This window comes from Saccharothrix lopnurensis (assembly GCF_042658445.1).
GTDB classification, from domain to species: Bacteria; Actinomycetota; Actinomycetes; order Mycobacteriales; family Pseudonocardiaceae; genus Actinosynnema; species Actinosynnema lopnurensis.
The window spans coordinates 57,968-76,458 of sequence record NZ_JBHSQO010000030.1 but is presented as its reverse complement, the minus strand read 5'-3'; the positions used below and the strand labels follow the sequence as shown (position 1 = coordinate 76,458).

At 77.0% G+C, this 18,491-nt stretch carries 10 protein-coding genes; all 10 read left to right on the top strand.

Going from position 1 to position 18,491, the window contains the following annotated elements; genetic code table 11:
- Window positions 1–3: 3 nt before the first annotated feature.
- Genes ACFP3R_RS25160 through ACFP3R_RS25115 form a run of 10 tightly spaced genes read left to right on the top strand, consistent with a single transcriptional unit; the run spans window position 4 to window position 18,475 of the window.
- A complete protein-coding gene (locus ACFP3R_RS25160; RefSeq protein WP_380638919.1) occupies window positions 4–678 on the top strand; it encodes an isochorismatase family protein in 675 nt (224 codons plus the stop codon).
- Window positions 675–917 carry a phosphopantetheine-binding protein gene (locus tag ACFP3R_RS25155; RefSeq protein ID WP_380638917.1) on the top strand — a complete coding sequence of 81 codons (243 nt, stop codon included), beginning with the start codon at window positions 675–677 and terminating at the stop codon, window positions 915–917. Before ACFP3R_RS25160 ends, ACFP3R_RS25155 begins: the two co-directional genes overlap by 4 nt.
- Entirely contained in the window at window positions 914–1,783 is an 870-nt protein-coding gene (locus ACFP3R_RS25150) for a siderophore-interacting protein (RefSeq protein WP_380638915.1), read from the top strand. The genes ACFP3R_RS25155 and ACFP3R_RS25150 overlap by 4 nt, the downstream gene beginning before the upstream one ends.
- 46 nt (window positions 1,784–1,829) lie before the next feature.
- Entirely contained in the window at window positions 1,830–2,834 is a 1,005-nt protein-coding gene (locus tag ACFP3R_RS25145; RefSeq protein ID WP_380638913.1) for an ABC transporter substrate-binding protein, read from the top strand.
- Entirely contained in the window at window positions 2,834–3,829 is a 996-nt protein-coding gene (locus tag ACFP3R_RS25140; RefSeq protein ID WP_380638941.1) for a FecCD family ABC transporter permease, read from the top strand. The genes ACFP3R_RS25145 and ACFP3R_RS25140 overlap by 1 nt, the downstream gene beginning before the upstream one ends.
- On the top strand, window positions 3,826–4,848 hold the full coding sequence (locus ACFP3R_RS25135; protein WP_380638911.1) for a FecCD family ABC transporter permease: 1,023 nt from the start codon (window positions 3,826–3,828) through the stop codon (window positions 4,846–4,848). The genes ACFP3R_RS25140 and ACFP3R_RS25135 overlap by 4 nt, the downstream gene beginning before the upstream one ends.
- A complete protein-coding gene (locus ACFP3R_RS25130; RefSeq protein WP_380638909.1) occupies window positions 4,845–5,621 on the top strand; it encodes an ABC transporter ATP-binding protein in 777 nt (258 codons plus the stop codon). Before ACFP3R_RS25135 ends, ACFP3R_RS25130 begins: the two co-directional genes overlap by 4 nt.
- Before the next feature lie 17 nt (window positions 5,622–5,638).
- Window positions 5,639–16,021, top strand: a complete 10,383-nt coding sequence (locus ACFP3R_RS25125) for an amino acid adenylation domain-containing protein (RefSeq protein ID WP_380638907.1) — start codon at window positions 5,639–5,641, stop codon at window positions 16,019–16,021.
- A complete protein-coding gene (locus ACFP3R_RS25120; protein WP_380638905.1) occupies window positions 16,018–17,478 on the top strand; it encodes a DHA2 family efflux MFS transporter permease subunit in 1,461 nt (486 codons plus the stop codon). Before ACFP3R_RS25125 ends, ACFP3R_RS25120 begins: the two co-directional genes overlap by 4 nt.
- Window positions 17,471–18,475, top strand: coding sequence for a 3-deoxy-7-phosphoheptulonate synthase (locus ACFP3R_RS25115; protein WP_380638903.1), 1,005 nt, complete (start codon window positions 17,471–17,473; stop codon window positions 18,473–18,475). The genes ACFP3R_RS25120 and ACFP3R_RS25115 overlap by 8 nt, the downstream gene beginning before the upstream one ends.
- Window positions 18,476–18,491: the final 16 nt, after the last annotated feature.

Here is an 18,491-nt window from a genome sequence, read left to right as displayed (position 1 = left end):
ACCGTGTCCCTGCCGGAGATCCGGCCCTACCCGATGCCCACCGCGGCGGAGCTGCCGCCCGGTCGGGTGGACTGGCGCCCCGAGGCGGCGCGCGCCGCGCTGCTGGTGCACGACGCGCAGCGCTACTTCCTGGCGCCCTACCAGGGCGCGCCGATCCCCGAGATGACGGCGAACACCGCCGCGCTGATCGCGGCGGCGCGCGAGCTCGGCGTGCCGGTGTTCTACACCGCGCAGCCGGGCCGGCAGGAGGCCGCCGACCGGGGCCTGCTCACCGAGTTCTGGGGTCCGGGCATCGGCGGGGTCATCGACGCCGACCCGTCCGCCGCCGACATCGTGGCCGACCTGGCGCCGCGGCCGGGCGACACCGTGCTGACCAAGTGGCGCTACAGCGCCTTCCAGCGCAGCGAGTTCGCCGAGGAGCTGGCCGCGCTCGGGCGCGACCAGCTGCTGATCACCGGCGTCTACGCCCACATCGGCTGCCAGGCGACGGCCGTGGAGGCGTTCATGCGCGACGTCCGGCCGTTCCTGGTGTGCGACGCCGTCGCGGACTTCTCCCGCGAGCGGCACGACCAGGCGTGCGAGTACGTCGCCCAGCGCTGCGGCGTCGTCACCACCACCGCCGACGCGCTCGCCGCGCTGTCGGCGTCCACCCCGATCCCCGCTGGAGCGGCACGATGAGCACCACCACCCCGTCCGCCGAACTGGTCCGCGCCGACGTCGCCGACCTGCTCGGGGTCCAGCCCGGCGAGCTGGACGCCGACGCGGACCTGCTCGACCTCGGCCTGGACTCCATGCGGATCATGAGCCTGGTCGAGCGCTGGCGCGCGGCGGGCGCGACCGGGCTGGAGTTCGCGGACCTGGCCGAGGACCCGCGCCTGGCGCGCTGGACCGAGCTGGTCGCCGGGGCCGGGGCGTGAGCCGGCCGGGCCAGGGCCGGGTGGACCACCGGGGCCGCCACCTGGAGCGGATCGCCGAGGTCCGCGCGGGCCGGGTGCCGGAGAAGGTGGGCTACCCGATCCGCGTCCGCGAGGTCGAGGTGGTGCGCACCGCGGTGGTCGGGTCCGCCCTGCTGCGGGTGACCCTGGGCGGGCCCGGCACCGAGGGCTTCGAGGCGCACTCGCCCGACGAGCACGTGAAGCTGCTGTTCCCCGAACCGGACGGCACGCTGCGCCTGCCCGAGCCGGACGGGCTCATGCTGCGCTGGCCCAAGCCCTCGCCCACCTCGCGCGAGTACACCGTGCGCCGCTACGACCCGGCGACCGGCGAGCTGGACCTCGACGTCGCCCTGCACGACGGCGGGCTGGGCGCCGACTGGGCCCGCGCGGTCGAACCGGGCGCCGTCGTGCACGTCGCCGGCCCGCCCGGCGGCCTGATCGTCCCGCACCGCTACGACCGCTACCTGCTCGCCGGCGACATCACCGCCCTGCCCGCCCTCGCCCGGTGGCTGGAGGAGCTGCCGCGCACCGCGGCCGGCTGGGCGTTCATCGAGGTCGCCGGCGCGGACGAGGAGATCGAGCTGTCCGCGCCCGAGGACGTCGAGGTGCGCTGGCTGCACCGCGGCGACGCGCCGGCCGGCTCCACCGGCCTGCTGGCCGACGCCGTGCGCGCGGTGCGCGTCCCCGAGGGCGAGAGCCTCTACGCGTGGGTCGCGGGCGAGGCGGGCGCGATCAAGCCGCTGCGCCGCTGGGTCCGCGACGAGCTGGGCCTGGCCAAGGCCGACCACGACATCACCGGCTACTGGAAGCGCGGCGTCGTCGACTTCGACGACGACCACGACCACTGAAGTCCCCCGATCCCCGACGAAGAACACCGAATCCCGAGGAACGACCATGTCCATCGCCAGATCCCCCCGCCTCGTCGCCGCCCTCGCGGTCGCCCTCGCCGTGGCCACCGGCTGCGGCTCCGACGACGGGGGTGACGCGCCCGCGGCCCAGACGGGGTCCGAGACCCGGGTGTTCACCGCCGACAACGGCGACATCACCATCCCGGTCTCGCCCGAGCGGGTGGTGGCCACCGGGTACGCGGTGCCCGTCCTGCTGGAGGCGGACGCGCCGCTCGTCGGGATCTCCACCTGGAAGCGCGGCATCCCGCTGATGTCCGAGGAGGACCTCAAGAAGTACGAGGAGCTGACCAAGGTCGCGGGCGAGTCGGCCGCGGAGACCAACTACGAGGCCATCGCCCAGGCCGACCCCGACCTGATCGTCATCGGCGTGCCCAAGCCCGTGCTGGCCGACATCGACCTGGCCCGGCTGGAGGCCATCGCCCCCGTCGTGGCCATCGGCCCGTCGGTGCCGTCGATGTGGCGCGACCTGTCGAAGAAGCAGTCCGACGCGGCCGGCGCGCTGGCCGGGTTCGACGCCCTGCGCGGCGAGTACGACGCCAAGGCGAAGGAGCTGGCCGACAAGTACGCCTCCGTGCTGCCGCAGCTGAAGCTGGCCCACGTCGGCGCGTACGGCGAGGTCGCCAAGGGCAACTTCCAGCGCGAGTTCAACGGCTCCTGGGGCACCAACGTGGTCGAGGACATGGGCGCGAGCTACTACGGCCAGGTGAAGGTCAAGGGCGGCGGCTCCAAGGACGTCAGCGAGTACTCCTCGATCGAGGAGATGCCCGCCGCGTTCGCCGAGGCCGACGCGATCACCTACTCCGTGTCCGCCGACGGCTCGGTCCCCCCGCCGGTCCAGTACGTCATGGACTCGCCGCTGTGGAAGGAGCTGCCCGCGGTGAAGGCGGGCAAGACCTTCCCGTTGCGCTACACCGAGGCGGCCACCTACGGGTCGGCCCTGAAGACGCTGGAAGCCGCCGACGAGGCGTTCGCGCCGCTGCTGCGGAAGTGATGGTGACGCGCCGGCGGTCGGGCGCGCGGGTCGTGCTGCTGGTCGCCGCCCTGGTCCTGCTGGTCGGGGTGGCGGTGCTCAGCGTCGGCGTCGGCGCGCACGCCATCGCCCCGGCCGAGGTCGTCCGGGCGCTGCTGGAGCCCAACGGGTCCAGCGACCACCTCGTGGTCCGCGACATCAGGGTGCCCCGCGCCGTCCTGGCCGTCGGCGCGGGCGCCGCGCTGGCCGTGTCCGGTGTGCTGGTGCAGGTGCTGTCCCGCAACCCGCTGGCCGAGCCGGGCGTGCTCGGCGTGACCGCGGGCGCGGCCTTCGCCATCACCGTCGGCTCGGCGCTGGGCGCCACCGCCACGGCGGTGGGCGAGCTGTCGCTGGCGGTGCTGGGCGCGGTGCTGGCGGCGCTGCTGGTCTACTCGGTGGGCCGCAGCTCGCCGCTGCGCCTGGTGCTCACCGGCGTGGCGCTCAGCTCGGTGCTGACGGGCGTGTCCCTCGGGATGCGCCTGCTGCTGCCGGACGTGTTCGACGAGTACCGCTTCTGGTCGGTCGGCTCGCTGGCCGGCCGGGAGCAGGCCCCGACCGGGTGGCCGCTGCTGGTGATCGCCCTCGCGGTGCTCGGCGCGCTGCTGCTGAGCAGGCAGCTCGACGCCGTCGCGCTGGGCGAGACCACCGCGCACGCCCTGGGCGCGAACGTGGCCAGGGTGCGGCTGGCGACGCTGGTGCTGATCACCGTGCTGGCCGGGGCGGCGACGGCGGTGGCCGGGCCGATCCTGTTCGTGGGCCTGATGGTGCCGCACCTGGCGCGGCGCCTGGCGGGCGCGTCCGTGCCGTGGCTGACCGCGTACGCGGTGGTGCTCGGACCGGTGCTGCTGCTGGTGTCCGACATCGGGTCCCGCGTCCTGCTGCCCACCGGCGAGGTGCCGGTGGCGATCGTGACCGCGTTCCTCGGCGGCCCGGTGCTGGTCTGGGCGGTCCGGCGGTACGGGGCGGCGGCGCTGTGAGCACCGTGGTCCTGCGCCGGGGGAGGTTCTCGGCGAGGGCGGAGCGCCGGACGCTGCTGCTGTCGGCCGTCCTGGTGCTGGTCATCGCCGGCCTCGGCCTGCTCGGGCTGTGCTACGGCGTGACCTGGGCGAGCCCGGCCAAGGTGTTCGACGCGCTCGGCGGCGCGCGCGGCGGGTCGAACGTGGTGATCCGCGAGTGGCGGCTGCCCCGGGTCCTGGCGGGCCTGGTGTTCGGCGCGGCGCTCGGCCTGGCCGGCGCGATCTTCCAGAACCTGACCCGCAACCCCATGGGCAGCCCGGACGTGATCGGTCTCGACGCCGGCGCGTACACCGGCGCGCTGATCGCGATCACGGTCCTGTCCGGCACGTCCGCGCAGTTGGCGCTGGGCTCGGCGGTGGGCGGCGTGGTCGCCGCGGCCGCGGTCTACCTGCTGTCGCTGGGCGGCGGGCTGTCCGGGCTGCGGCTGGTGGTGATCGGCATCGCGGTCAACGCCACGCTGACCGCGGTCAACTCGTGGATCGTGCTGCGCGCCGAGCTGGAGGTGGCCATCGCCGCGGTGGGGTGGAGCGCGGGCTCCCTCAACGGCGTGGACTGGGCCGACCTGCGCATCCCGTTCGCGGTGCTCGCCGTGCTGCTGGTGCTGCTGGTCCTGCGCTCGCAGGCGGTGCACCAGGCGTCGCTGGGCGACGCCGTGGCGGTGACCACCGGCGTGGGCCTGGAGCGGCTGCGCCTCCAGCTGGTGCTGATCGGCGTCGGCTGCACGGCCACCGTGACCGCGGTGGCCGGCCCGATCGCGTTCATCGCGCTGGCCGCGCCGCAGATCGGCCGCCGGCTGGCCCGCTCGCCCGGCATCCCGCTGCTGCCCGCCGCGCTGACCGGCGCGGTGCTGCTCCAGGGCGCCGACCTGGTCGCGCAGGCGCTGCTCGCCCCCGTCCCGCTGCCCGTCGGCGTGGTCAGCACCGCCATCGGCGGCTGCTACCTCATCTGGCTGCTCACCAAGGAGGTGCGGCGGACATGACCGCTCGCCTGACCGCGAGGGACCTGACCCTGCGCTACGGCGACCGGGTGGTGTCGACGCGGCTGAGCCTCGACATCCCCGACGGCGCCTTCACCGCCATCGTCGGCCCCAACGCCTGCGGCAAGTCCACCCTGCTGCGCTCGCTGGTGCGGCTGCTGCGCCCGGCCGGGGGAGAGGTGCGCCTGGACGACCGCGAGGTGGGCGCGTACCCGACCAAGGCACTGGCCCGCGCCTTGGGCTTCCTGCCGCAGGACCCGGTGGCGCCCGAGGACATCCGGGTGCGGCAGCTCGTCGCCCGCGGTCGGTTCCCGCACCAGTCGCTGCTGTCCGCCTGGTCGGAGCACGACCAGGCCGCGGTCGCCGAGGCGATGGTGCTCGCGGGCGTCGAGGACCTGGCCGACCGGCCCGTGCAGGAGCTGTCCGGCGGGCAGCGGCAGCGCGTCTGGGTGGCGATGGTGCTCGCCCAGGAGACGCCGCACCTGCTGCTGGACGAGCCGACCTCGTTCCTCGACATCACCCACCAGTACCAGCTGCTGACCCTGTTGGCCCGGCTGCGCGACGAGGGCCGCACCGTCATCGCCGTGCTGCACGACATCAACCAGGCGTGCCGCTACGCCGACCACCTGGTCGCCATGAAGGAGGGCCGGGTCGTCGCCGAGGGCGCCCCGGCCGACGTGGTGGACGCCGCGCTGCTGAAAGAGGTCTTCGACCTGCCCAGCGTCGTCGTCCCCGACCCCGTGACCGGCACGCCCATGGTCGTGCCCGCGCTCTGAGCACCCCAGGAGCCCCGTTGACCACCGCACCCGCCCAGCCCGCCGCCCGGCCCGCTTCCGCCCAGCCCGCTTCCGCCCACCCCGCTCCGGCCGCCGCCGCGGTCCTCGACCTGACCGGCGCGCAGCTGGGCATCTGGCACGCCCAGCGGCTGGAGCCCGACTCGCGCTACTACGTGGTCGGCGACGTCGTCGAGGTGCGCGGACCCGGGCCGGTCGACACCGGGCTGCTCGCCGAGGCGATCCGCGCCACCGCGGCGGAGGCCGAGAGCCTGCGCCTGCGCGTGTTCGACACCCCGGACGGGCCGCGGCAGGTCGTGTCCGACGACCCGGTGCCGCTGCCGCCCCTGGTGGACCTGAGCGGGGAGGCCGACCCCGGGGCCGCCGCGCACGCGTTCGTGGCCGCCGAGCGGGAGCGCGTGGCCGAGGCGTGCCGGGGCATGGTGGACCGGGACCTGTTCTCCTTCACCGTGATCCGCCTGTCCGACCGCGAGGTCTGGTACACGCAGCTGGGCCACCACCTGGTGTTCGACGGCTACACCGCGGCCATGCTCGCCCGCCGCACCGCCGCCCGCTACACCGCGCTGGTCGCGGGCGAGGCGCCGCCGCCGTCGACCTTCGGCCGGTTCGCCGACCTGGTCGCGGCCGACCTGGACTACCGGGGCGGCGAGCGGGCCGAGCGCGACCGGCGCTACTGGGTGGACCGGTTCACCCCGCTGCCCGAGCTGGACGACACCGCCGCGCCCCTGCCGGACGGGGACGCGGCCGGCGGCACGCTGACCGCCCGCGCCGCCGTCGACGCCGAGGAGTTCGCCCGGCTGCGCGCCGCCGCCGAGCGGGAGGGCATCACCTGGGGCGAGGCGCTGATCGCCTGCTACGCCGCGTTCCTGCACCGCGTGCTGGGCCGCGCGGACGTGGTGTTCGCGCTACCGCTGATGTGCCGCACGGGCGTCGCGCTGCGCACCCCCGCGATGGCCGTCAACGTGCTGCCGCTGCGGGTGGAGGTGCGCGGCGACGACCGGCTGGGCGAGCTGGGCGGGCGGGTGGCGGGCGTGATGCGCGAGATGCGCGCCCACCAGCGCTACCGGGGCGAGGACCTGCCGCGCGACCTGGCCGTGCCCGGCGCGGGCGCGCTGCTGCACGGCCGGGGGATCAACCTCAAGGCGTTCGACCTGGCCATCGACTTCGCGGGCGCGACCGGGGTCATGCGCAACGTGGCCGGCGGCCCGCCCGAGGACATGGGCCTGAGCGTGCTGCCGACGCACGACGGCGGCCTGCTGCTGGGCTTCGAGGTCGACGCCCGCACCCACGACCGGGCCGCCGTCGAGGGCAAGCTGACCGCGCTGCGCCGCCTGCTGGCCGGGCTGACCGACCCCGCCGCCCCGGCGGTCGGCCGGATCGACCTGGTCGGCGACGAGGACCGGGCCCGGCTGCTGGCCGAGTGGTCGCCCGCCCCGCTGCCCGGCGCGCCGCGCGACGTGCCCGACCTGCTGGCCGACCTCGACCCGGCCGCGACCGCGCTGGTGTCCGGCGCGGACCGGCTGACCTCGGCCGAGCTGGTCGACCGGGTGCACCGGCTGGCCCGGCTGCTGCGGGCGCGCGGCATCGGGGCCGACGACGTGGTGGCGCTCGCGCTGCCCCGCTCCGCCGACCTGGTGGTGGCGCTGCTGGCGGTGCTCGACGCGGGGGCCGCGTTCCAGCCGCTGGACGTCGAGCACCCGGCCGAGCGGTTGCGGGAGCTGGTGGCCGACGCGGGCGCGGTGCTCGTGCTGGCCGTCGGGGGGACGGCCGACATCAGTCCACAGAGGACGTTGCGGCTCGACTCGCCGGACGTGCGGGCGGAACTGGCCTCGCTGAGCGGGGAACCGCTGCCCGACGTGGAGCGCCACCCCGACCACCTCGCCTACGTCATCCACACCTCCGGCTCGACCGGGCGGCCCAAGGGCGTGCTGGGCCGCGTCGGCGGCCTGGCGGCGCTGGCGCACCACCACCGCTCCACCACCGCGGCGGAGGCCGCGCGGGCCGCGGGCCGGCGGCTGCGCGTCGCGCACACCTACTCGTTCGCCTTCGACTCCGCGCTGGACCAGCTGCTGTGGCTGCTGTGCGGGCACGAGCTGCACGTCTACGACGCCGACCTGGCCCGCGACGCCGACGCCCTGCTGGCCGCCTACGCCCGCGACCGCGTCGACGTCGTGGACGCCACCCCCTCGATGGCCGCGCCGCTGGTCGACGCCGGCCTGCTGCACGGCGACCACCGGCCGGTGCTGCTCGTGCTCGGCGGCGAGGCCACCCCGCCCGGCCTGTGGCGGCGCGTGGCCGCCTCCGGGGTCGCCGCCCGCAACATGTACGGCCCCACCGAGGCCGCCGTGGACGCCACCAGCGCGCGCGTCGAGGGCGCGGAGCCCACCATCGGCTTCCCGCTGCCCGGCACCAGGGCCTACGTGCTGGACACCGCGCTGCGGCCGGTGCCGCCGGGCGTGTGCGGCGAGCTGTACCTGGCCGGGCCGCGCCTGGCCCGCGGCTACCTCGACCGCCCCGGCCTGACCGCCGACCGGTTCGTGGCCGACCCGTTCGGCGCGCCCGGCGACCGCATGTACCGCACCGGCGACCTGGCCCGCTGGACCTCCCGCGGCCTGGCGTACCTGGGCCGGCGCGACGGCCAGGTCAAGGTCCGCGGCCACCGCGTCGAGGTCGGCGAGGTCGAGGCCGCGCTGGGCGCGCTGCCCGGCGTGAGCGCGGCGGCCGCCGCCGTCCGCACCGGGACCGGCGCGGCGCGGCTGATCGGCTACGTCGTGCCCGCCGCCGGGACCGCGGTCACGCCCGAGGCCGTGCGCACGGCCCTCGCGGACCGGGTGCCCGACCACCTCGTGCCCTCGGCCGTGGTGGTGCTGGAGGAGCTGCCGGTCACGGTCAACGGCAAGCTCGACCGCGCCGCCCTGCCCGAGCCCCGCGCCGCGGGCGGCGGGCGCGCCCCGGGCACCGAGCGGGAACGCGCGCTGTGCGCGGTCGTCGCGGAGGTGACCGGCGCGGAGCGGGTCGGCGTGGACGACGACTTCTTCGCCCTGGGCGGCGACAGCATCACCGCGATCAGCGTCAGCAGCCGGCTGCGCGCGCACGGCCTGGAGCTGCGCCCGCGCGACCTGCTCGCCCGGCGCAGCCTGGCGTCCCTGGCCGCGGCCGCCCGGGAGACCGGTGCCGCCGACGCCGCCGGGACCGTCGTGGACGAGCCCACCGGGCCCGTGCCCGCGCCGCCCATCGTGCGCGCCCTGCTCGACCCGCACCCCGACCCGGCCGCGATCGCCGGGTACGCGCAGTGGACCGCGCCGCACGTGGGCCCCCTGTCCGTCGACGACCTGGCGCGCGGCATGCGCCGGGTCGTCGACCTCCACGACGCCCTGCGGCTGCTGGTCACCGCCGACGGCGGGCTGGTCGTGCGCCCGCGCGGCTCGGTGACCCCGGACGTGCGCGAGCTGACCGGCGACGTCACCGCGGTGGCCGAGCGGCTGGCCGCGTCGCTGGACCCGCGGGCGGGCGAGCTGACGCGGGTGGCGCTGGTGCGCACCCCCGCCGGCGAGCCGGACCGGCTGGTCGTGGTGCTGCACCACCTGGTGGTCGACGGCGTGTCGTGGCGCGTCCTGCTGCCCGACCTGCACGCCGCCTGCGCCGGCGCCGGGCTCGCCCCGGTCGGCACGTCCTGGCGGCGGCACGCGCTGCTGCTCGCCGAGCAGGCCGAGCGCGGGACCCGGCGCGGCGAGCTGGAGCACTGGCGGCGCGCGCTCGACACCGCCCGCCTCGGGCACCGGCCGCTGGACCAGGCGGTCGACACGGTCGCCACCGCCGACCGCACCACCACCGTCGCCCCGCCGGAGGTGACCGCCGCGCTGCTGACCACCCTGCCCGCCGCCTACCGCGCGAGCGTGGACGAGGTGCTGCTGGCCGGTCTCGCGCTGGCCCTGCGGCGGCACGGCGTGCGCGGCGACGTCGCGGTCGGCGTGGAGGGCCACGGCCGCGAGCACCCGGGCGCGGACCTGTCCCGCACGGTCGGCTGGTTCACCGCCGAGTACCCGGTGCGCGTGCCCGCCGCCGCGCTCGACGGCGGCGACGTCGACCGCCTGCTGCGCGCCGCCAAGGAGGCCAAGCGCGCGACCCCCGACCAGGGCCTGGGCTACGGCGTGCTGCGCCACCTCGACCCGGTGACCCGCGCGGAGCTGTCGGCCACCCCGCCGCCGGACGTGCTGCTGAACTACCTGGGCCGGTTCACCGCGGAGCCCGGCGAGGGGTGGCGGCTGCCGGAGGGCGAGGCGTTCGCGGTCGTGGAGCCGCCCGCCAAGGCCCTGGAGCAGGTGCTCGCGCTGAACTGCTTCGTGCGCGAGGACGGCGAGCCGCGGCTGGCCGTCGAGTGGACCGCCGCCCGCGCCGTGCTGCCGCCCGATGCCGTGGCGGACCTCCAGCGCGCCTGGGGCGGGGCGCTGGCCGAGCTGGCCGCGCACGCCGACCGCATCGGGCCCGACGGCGGCGGCCTGACCCCGTCCGACCTGCCCCTGGTGGACCTCGACCAGGACGCGATCGACGCCCTGGAGCGCACCGGCCGCGTCGCCGAGGTGCTCCCGGCGACCCCGCTCCAGGTGGGCCTGTCGTTCCAGTCCCTGGTGCGGGCCGAGGGCGAGGCCGACGTCTACGTGGTGCAGGCGGTGACCCTGCTGCGCGGCGCGCTGGACGCCGACCGGATGCGCGCCGCCGCCGCCGAGCTGCTGCGCCGCCACCCCGCGCTGCGCGTCCACCTGCACACCACGGCGGCCGGCGACGTGGTCCAGGTCGTGCCCGCCGACGTGCGCCTGGACTGGCGGCACGTGGCGGTGGGGTCGGAGGAGGGCGCGGCGGCCGAGTGCCGTGCCGAGCTGGAGCGCCCGTTCCCCACCGACCGGCCGCCGCTGATCCGGTTCCTGCTGTGCTCGCCGAACCCGGACGCGTCGGCCCCGGACGCGCCGAACCCGGACGCGCCGAACCCGGACGCGTCGGCCCCGGACGCGTCGGCCCCGGACGAGCACCGCCTCGCCATCACCATCCACCACGCGCTGCTCGACGGCTGGTCCATGCCCGTCGTCGGCCGCACGCTGCTGGCCACCTACGCCGAGCTGGGCGGCGGCCCGGCCGCGCCCGTCGCGCCCTCGCCGGCCGAGTTCTTCCGGTGGCTCGCCGACCGCGACCGCGAGGCGGCGCTGGACGCGTGGCGCGAGGCGCTGGCCGGCGTCGAGGGCACCCTCCTGGCCCCGGCGGGCACGGCGTCCGCCGCCGGCCGCCCGGAGCGGGTGCTGGTCGGGCTCGGCCCGGACCTCAGCGAGCGGCTGCGCGCGTTCGCCCGCGAGCGGGGCACCACGCCGACCACCGTGCTGAACGCCGCCTGGGGCGTGCTGCTGGGCCGGCTGACCGGGCGCCGCGACGTGGTCTTCGGCTGCCCGGTCTCCGGCCGGCCCGCCGAGGTCGACGGCGTCGAGGGCATGATCGGCCAGCTCGGCGGCACCATCCCGGTCCGGGTCCGGCACACCGCCGCCGACACCGCCGCCGACCTGCTCGACCGCGTGCACGCCGAGGCCGTGGCGCTGGGCGAGCACCACCACGTGGGCCTGCCCGACATCCAGCGGGCGGCGGGCGCGGGCGAGCTGTTCGACACCATGCTGGTGATGGAGAACTTCCCGCTCTCCGACCGGCGGCGCTTCCCCGTCGCACCGGGCCTGGAGCTGACCGGGGTGGACATCACCGACGCCACGCACTACCCGCTGACCGTCGTCGTGCTGCCCAGCGACGAGATCACCCTCGGCCTGGGCTACCAGCCGCACCTGTTCGACGAGGGGACCGTCCGCTCCTACGGCCGCTGGCTGCGCAACCTGCTGGGCGAGATCGTCACCCACCCCGACCGGCCGGTGGCCCGGCTGCGGGCGCTCGACACCGACGAGCAGGACCACCTGCTGCGCGTGGGCGCTGGTCCCGAGCCGACCCGGCCGCGCGGCGGCGCGCTGGCCGAGTTCGGCGCGTGGGTGCGCCGCACCCCGGACGCCGAGGCCGTGGTCTGCCGCGACCGCTCGCTGACCTACGCCGAGCTGGACCGGCGCGCCAACCGGCTGGCCCACGCCCTGCTGGACCGGGGCGTGCGGCCCCAGGACCCGGTCGCGGTGCTGCTGGACCGCGACGTGGAGCTGGTGGTGGCGCTGTTCGGCGTGCTCAAGGCGGGCGCGGTGTACGTGCCGATGGACCCGACCTACCCGCGCGACCGGCTGGCCTTCATGCTCGACGACGCCGCGCCGACCGCCGTGGTCGCCACCGGTGACGTCCCGGTGGACCTGCCCGTAGTGGATCCGTCTGGGGTGGATCCGTCTGGGGTGGACCCGTCCGAGGCGGGCGGTCCGGCGGGGTGGGACGCCGACCCGGCGCACGCGCGCCGCGACCTCACCGAGGACTCCCTGGCCTACGTCATCTACACCTCCGGCACCACCGGTAGGCCCAAGGGCGTCGCCCTGCCCCACCGCGGTGTGCCGAGCCTGGTCTCCCTCCAGGAGGACGTCGTGGGGATCGGCGGGCGCGAGCGCTACCTGCACTTCGCCTCGACCAGCTTCGACGTGGCGTTCTGGCAGTTCATGCTGCCGCTGCTGTCCGGCGGCGCCTCGGTCATCGCGCCCGAGGAGGTGCGGGTGCCCGGCGACGAGCTGCTGGACTACATCGCCGAGCACCGGGTGACCGGGGTGAACCTGCTGCCGTCGTTCCTGGCCGCCGTGCCCGACGACCGCACCGTGCCGCCGGAGGTGTTCTTCGTCGTCGGCGCGGAACGCCTCGACCCCGAGCTGGCCCGCCGCTGGGGCACCGGCCGCCGGGCGCTGTTCAACGCCTACGGCCCCACCGAGGTCACCATCAACTCGGTGACCTGGCACTACGACCCCGACGACGCGGGACCGCTGCCGATCGGCCGGCCGGACCCGGAGGTGCGGGCCTACGTGCTGGACGCCGGCCTGCTGCCGGTCGGCGTGGGCGTGACCGGCGAGCTGTACCTGGCCGGGCCGAAGCTGGCCCGCGGCTACCTCAACCGGCCGGGCCTGACCGCCGACCGGTTCGTGGCCGACCCGTTCGGCCCGCCCGGCGAGCGCATGTACCGCACCGGCGACCTGGTGCGGTGGCGGCCGGACGGGCAGCTGGTGTTCCTGGGCCGCGCCGACCACCAGGTCAAGCTGCGCGGGTTCCGCATCGAGCTGCCGGAGGTCGAGACCGTGCTCACCCGGCACCCCGACGTGCGGGCGTGCGCGGTGGTCGTGCGCGAGAACCGGCTGGTCGGCTACGTCATCCCCACCGACGGCGCGGAGGTCGACCGGGCGCGGCTGCGCGAGCACCTGGCCGCGGCGCTGCCCGACCACATGGTGCCGAGCGCGCTGGTGGTCCTCGACCGCCTGCCGCTGGGCCCCGGCGGCAAGCTGGACCCGGCCGCCCTGCCCGCGCCCGAGGTCGCGCCCACCGCGGCGCGGGAGCCGGCCACGCCCGCCGAAGCCGTGCTGCTGCGCGTGTTCCGCGAGGTGCTGGGCACCGACGAGGTCAACCTGGACGACTCGTTCCTGGAGGTCGGCGGCGACAGCATCGTGTCCCTGCGCGTGGTCTCCCGGGCCCGGCGCGAGGGGGTCGTCCTGACCGCCCGCGACGTGTTCGAGGGCGGCACGGTCGCCGGCATCGCGGCCCGCTGCGGCGGGCCGGCGCGGGCCGACGAGGCGCCCGCCGTGGGCGACGCGCCGCTCACCCCGGTGATGCGGGACCTGCTGCGGCGCGGCGCGGCCGACGGGTTCTGCCAGTGGGTCGAGGTGTGCGTGCCCGCCGGCGGCGACGCGGCGACCTGGCGCGCGGTGCTCGACGCCGTGCTGGCCCGCCACGACGTGCTGCGCGCCCACCTGGTCGAGGACGCGCTGCGCGTCCCCGCGGTGGGCGCGGTGACCGGCGCGGACGTGCTGACCGCCGTGCGCGCGGGGGAGTCCGACGACCTGCGCGCGCTGGTCGACGCCCACGTGTCCGAGGCCCGCGCGGGCCTGGACCCGCGGACCGGGCCGGTGCTGCGCGCGGTGTGGGTCGACGCCGGCCCGACCCGGCTCGGCCGGCTCGTGCTGGTCGCCCACCACCTCGTCGTGGACGCGGTGTCCTGGCGGGTGCTGCTCGACGACATCGCGCACGTGCACGCCACGGGGGAGGCGCTGCCCCGGCACGGGCAGTCCTTCCTGGGCTGGGCGCGGTCGCTGCGCGCGGCCGGGCCCCACCGGGAGGCGGAGCTGCCGCACTGGCGGCGGGTGGCCCAAGCACCCGCCGCGCCGCCGGCGCGCACCCCGCTCGACCCCGCCCGGGACACCGCCGCCACCGCGGCGCACCACCAGGTCGCGCTGGACCCGGCGACCACGCGGGCCGCGCTCACCACCCTGCCCGCCGCCTACCGCACCACCCCGGACACCGTGCTGCTCACCGCGCTCGCGCGGGCGGTGGCGGACTGGCGCGGCGGCGAGCCGGACCTCCTGGTCGCGCTGGAGGGCCACGGCCGCCCGCCGCACGCCCCGGACTTCTCCGGACCGGTCGACCTGTCCCAGACCGTCGGCTGGTTCACCGCCGTCCACCCCGCCCGGATCACGCTCCCCGAGGGCGGTGCCGCCGCGCGGCTGCGGTCCGTCCGGGACCACCTGCGCGCCGCGGGCGACGGGCTGGGCCACGGCATCCTCGCCGGCTCCCGCGCCGACCTCGGGCGCACGCCCGAGATCAGCTGGAACTACCTGGGCCGGTTCCCCGCCGCCCCGGCGGCGGAGACGGCGTGGCAGGCGCCGCCGGACGCCGACCCGCTGGGCTCGGGCGGCGGTGACGACCTGCCCCTGCCGCACGCGCTGATGGTCAACGCCCTGGCCCGCGACACCGGCGACGGCGACGCGCTGGGCGTCCGCTTCACCTGGCCCGCCGCGCTGTTCACCGAGGAGGAGGTCCGTGACCTGGGCGAGTGCTTCCGGCGCGCCCTCGTCGACCTCACCGCCGACGTGCCCGCCGGCGAGGTGCTGCCGCTGACCCCGTTGCAGGAGCTGGTGCTCGAACAGTCGCGCCTGCACGGCCCGGCGGACCCCTACACCGTGCAGGCCGCGTTCTCGCTGTCCGGCGCCCTGGACGTGGCGGCGCTGCGCGCGGCGGGCGCGGACCTGCTGCGGCGGCACCCGAACCTGGGCGCGGTGTTCCCGCCGGGCCACGACGTGCAGGTGGTGCCGGTCGACCCGGAGCCCGCGTTCCGGGTGCTCGACGCGCCCGACGACGCCGACGTGGACCGCGCGCTGGCCGCGGACCTCGCCGAGCCGTTCGACCCGGCGACCGGACCCCTGGTGCGCCTGACCGTGCTGCGGCGCGGCCCCGACCGCCACGAGTTCGTGCTGACGAGCCACCACGTGCTGTCCGACGGGTGGTCCGCGCCGCGCATCCTGACCGGGCTGTTCGCCCTCTACACCGCACGGGTGGGCGGGACCGCGCCGCTGTCCGGGCACGGCCCGTCGTCCGGCTCCGCCCCGTCGTCCGGCTCCGCACCGCTGTCCGGCCCCGCACCGCTGCCCGAGCCCGTGCCGTTCTCCCGCTACCCGCGCTGGCTGGCCGCCCGCGACCACACCGCCGACCTGCGCGCCTGGCGCGCCGAGCTGGCGGGCCTGCCCGAGGGGGACCACCTCGTGGCCGGCTGGCCCGAGGCCGTCGGCGCGACCGACCCCGTGCTGTTCGAGGTCGACGAGCCGGTGGTGACCGAGCTGACCCGGGCCGCCGCGGCGCGCGGGCTGACCCCGAACACGCTGCTCCAGGGCGCGTGGGCGGCGGTGCTCGCGGCCCGGTCCGGGCGGCGGGAAGCCTGCTTCGGCGTCATGGTCTCCGGCCGCACCGCCGACGTGGACGGCATCGAGGAGATCATCGGGCTGCTGGCCAACACGGTGCCGGTGCGCGCCCGCCTCACCGGCACCGCGGCGCAAGCGCTGGCGGACCTCCAGGCGCGGCAGCAGGCGATGGTGGAGCACCACCACGTCGGCCTGGCCGAGCTGGAGGCGCTGACCGGCCGCCGGCGGCTGTTCGACAGCCTGGTGGTGTTCGAGAACTACCCGGTGGACCCGGCGCGGCTGCGCGAGCCCGCGCCCGGCCTGACCGTCACCGGCACGCGCTTCCGGGAGCGGACGCACCACCCGGTGACCCTCACCGTCGTGCCCGAGATCGGCGGCGGCTGGACCGGCGTCCTCGGCCACCAGGCCGGGCTGTTCCGCCCGGACGAGGCGCGGGCGCTGGTCGACGACCTGCTGGCGGTGCTGCGCGGGCTGCCGGACCGCTTCGACGACGACGCCGCCTCGCTGCTCGACCTCGTCGCGCCGGCGGGTGGGCGGTGAGCGCCGCCCCGAAGGTGGACGCGGCGCTGTGGCGCACCGCGTTCGTCCTGGTGCTCGGCACGTTCATGGCGACGCTGGACAGCACCATCGTGTCCGTCGGCGTCGAGGTGCTGGCCGACCGGTTCGACGCGGCGGTCACCGACGTCCAGTGGGTCAGCACGGCCTACCTGCTCGCGGTGGTCGCCGCCGTGCCCGCGTCGGGCTGGCTGGCGAACCGGTTCGGCGGTCGCCGGACCTGGCTCGCCGCCGTGGTGGTGTTCGTGCTCGCCTCGGTGCTGTGCGCGCTGGCCTGGTCGCTGCCGAGCCTGGTCGCGTTCCGCGTGCTCCAGGGCCTGGCGGGCGGGCTGCTGCCGCCGACCGGGCAGGCGCTGCTGGCGCGGGCGGCCGGGCGCGAGCGGATCGGCCGCGTGCTGGCCGTCGTCTCGGTGGTGCCGCTGCTGTCGCCCGTGCTGGGTCCGCTGGTCGGCGGTTCGGTCCTGGCCGTGGCCGACTGGCCGTGGCTGTTCGCGGTGAACGTGCCGATCGGCGCGGTCGCGGTGCTGCTGGCCCTCCGCGCGGTGCCCGCCGCGCCGCCGGCCGCGACCCGCACCCCGTTCGACGCGCGCGGCGCGCTGCTGCTGTCGCCGGGCCTGGCGGTGCTGGTCTTCGGCCTCACCGGCCTGGAGGGCGGCACGCCGCCGGCCGTGTCGGCGGGGTCCATCGCGGTGGGCGCGGCGATGCTGGTCGGGTTCGTCGTCCACGGCCTGCGCACCACCCGCGCCCCGCTGGTCGACCCGCGCCTGTTCGCCCGCCCGCCGTTCGGCGTCGCGGCCCTGGCGCTGGTCCTGCTGGGAGCGTCGGTGTTCGGCACGATGTTCCTGCTGCCGCTGTACCTCCAGGGCGCGGGCGGCCTGACCGCCTGGGAGACCGGCCTGCTGCTCGCCCCGCAGGGGGTGGGCGCGGCGGTCGCGGCCATCGCGATCAACCGGGCCGTCGTCACCGCCTCGCCCCGCACCCTGGTGCTGACCGGCATCGTGCTGGTGGCCGTCGGCACCGCGCCGTTCACCCAGCTGCACCACGACCTGCCGGACGTCGCCGTCGCGCTGTCCCTGCTGGTGCGCGGCGCGGGCGCGGCCATGATCGGCGCGCCGGTGATGAACATCGTCTACAGCCGCATCGAGCCGGCCCACCTGCCCGGGGCGGCGAGCGCGCTGAACCTCCTCAGCACCTTGGGCGGGTCCCTGGGCACCGCGGCCCTCGCGGTCGTCCTCCAGGCCCGCCTGGACACTCACGGCTCCGACGCGTCCGCCGCGTTCGCCGACACCTTCTGGTGGGTGCTGGCGCTGGCCGTCGTCGCTGCGCTGGGCGCCACCAGGCTGCCCCGCCCCGAAGCACCGGGCCGAGCCCGGATCCCGAACGAGCCCACCACCGCGAGCGCGTCCCGGAACCCGAGCGAGAAGGACCCCGCAGATGCCTGAGGACACCCTGCCCCCGCCGGCCGAGTTCGCCGCGCACCGCGTGGCCGACGCGGTGACCGGGCACCGCGACACCGTCACCGGCGTCCTGTCCCGCCGCGACCCCCGGCTGCTCGTGGTCGTCGGCCCCTGCTCGGTCCACGACCCGGGCGCGGCGCTCGACTACGCGGCCCTGCTGGCGGGCGCGGCCGAGCGGTACGCCGACGACCTGGTGGTGGTGCTGCGGGCCTACCTGGAGAAGCCGCGCACGGTGTCGGGCTGGACGGGCCTGCTGCCGGACCCCTCCCTCGACGGCAAGGGCGACATCGGGACGGGCATCCGCCGCGGCCGCGCGTTCCTCGCCGAGGCGGCGGCCACCGGCCTGCCGCTGGCCTACGAGTTCGTGGACCCCGTGCTGGCCCACTACGTGGCGGACCTGATCAGCTGGGGCGCGGTGGGCGCGCGCACGGTGGCGTCCCAGCCGCACCGGCACCTGGCCTCGTGGCTGCCGATGCCGGTGGGCATGAAGAACTGCGTGTCCGGGCACATCGGCACCGCGGTGGACGCGGTCCGCGCGGCCGGGCTGTCCCACGCGTTCCCGGGGGTCGCGGCGGACGGCAGGCTGACCACCCTGCGCAGCACCGGCAACCCCGACGCCCACCTGGTCCTGCGCGGCGGTCCCACGCCCAACCACGACGCCGCGAACGTGGCCGCGGCGCTGGCGGCGCTGACGGCGGCCGGGCTGCCGCCCCGCGTGGTGGTCGACGCCTCGCACGGCAACAGCGGCAAGGACCACGACCGCCAGCCGGCCGTGGTGGAGGACCTGGCGGAGCAGGTGGCGGGCGGCAACCGGGCCCTGGTGGGGGTGATGGTCGAGTCCTACCTGTCCGACGGGCGGCAGGACCTGGCGGTCGGGCGGTTGCGGCCGGACCTGAGCGTGACCGACTCGTGCCTGGGCTGGGACCGCACCGTCCCGCTGCTGGAGACCCTGGCGCGGGCCGCCCGGCGGCGGCGGGGCTGAGGGCGGCGAGGCGTCC

Bases quoted from the DNA above. Each gene is read 5' to 3' on its own strand.
- ACFP3R_RS25155 (WP_380638917.1), top strand. From the start codon at position 675: ATGAGCACCACCACCCCGTCCGCCGAACTGGTCCGCGCCGACGTCGCC.
- ACFP3R_RS25115 (WP_380638903.1), top strand. From the start codon at position 17,471: ATGCCTGAGGACACCCTGCCCCCGCCGGCCGAGTTCGCCGCGCACCGC.
- ACFP3R_RS25130 (WP_380638909.1), top strand. From the start codon at position 4,845: ATGACCGCTCGCCTGACCGCGAGGGACCTGACCCTGCGCTACGGCGAC.
- ACFP3R_RS25145 (WP_380638913.1), top strand. From the start codon at position 1,830: ATGTCCATCGCCAGATCCCCCCGCCTCGTCGCCGCCCTCGCGGTCGCC.
- ACFP3R_RS25140 (WP_380638941.1), top strand. From the start codon at position 2,834: ATGGTGACGCGCCGGCGGTCGGGCGCGCGGGTCGTGCTGCTGGTCGCC.